Consider the following 835-nt stretch of genomic DNA (forward strand, 5'->3'; position numbering starts at 1 on the left):
TCGCAAACCTGGAGATGCGACCGAAAGCGGCCGTCGCACTACAATCCAGCTCGACGCTAATGTTAGCAAGAAGCTGATATCTAAACCTTGCATTAGGAAATTCGTCCTAAAGGTGTCGTGGCTTTATGGCAGCGCGTCGGCGCCCCCTCATTCCACGCGTCCAAAATAGATATGGCAAATGCAGCATGAATACCCCCGCCGGAAAGCCTATCCTCGACATCCCAAGTGAAACAGAGAGCTCGGCTAAATTCAGGGCGCGGCTCGCGGATCTAATCAAGGCGGCCGATACACATATCTATGTCGATACATCTTTCCTAATGTGGTTGACCAAGATCGGTTCCTCTTCACGAAGCGAACTATCCACCTGGCTCGAGTCGCACTGCGAAGGCCGCGTTCATGTGCCAATGTGGTCCGCGCACGAATACCTGAAACATCATGTCGCTGGAACGATCGTCTCAGAGTTGACGGACAAGACCAATGAAGTTGCCGACCTCGTCGGACGCACCTATTCCTATTTCAGGCCGTTCATTGATGAATCCTATGGTGATGGCGCCGAGGATCCCTCGACAATCCGGGCCGCCACGCGCGCAGCGCTAAACTCTCTTAGCCGTTTGACCGCGACAACGCGCCAATGGCAGCGGTCCTACCAGAAACATTCGTCCGAGGTCATCGCATTTATCAACGCGCGCACGCCGCGGACGACATCGCTCTATGATGACCTGAAGACCGTGGCTGCCGATGCGGCACTCCGTTTCGTCGGCTCTGTCCCACCGGGATTTCAAGATCGGCGCAAGAAGGGCAGTGTCCCCAATGCCAAAGGGGATGACGAGGCACC

Annotated in this window: 1 protein-coding gene; it reads left to right on the top strand. The window is 55.4% G+C overall.

Features of this window, described 5'->3' with window-relative positions:
• Positions 1-185: 185 nt before the first annotated feature.
• A partial coding sequence (locus tag EOA28_RS37285) for a PIN-like domain-containing protein (protein WP_245501703.1) occupies positions 186-835 on the top strand: 650 nt, incomplete at its 3' end.

This window comes from Mesorhizobium sp. M2A.F.Ca.ET.067.02.1.1 (assembly GCF_004023285.1).
Taxonomy (GTDB): Bacteria; Pseudomonadota; Alphaproteobacteria; order Rhizobiales; family Rhizobiaceae; genus Mesorhizobium.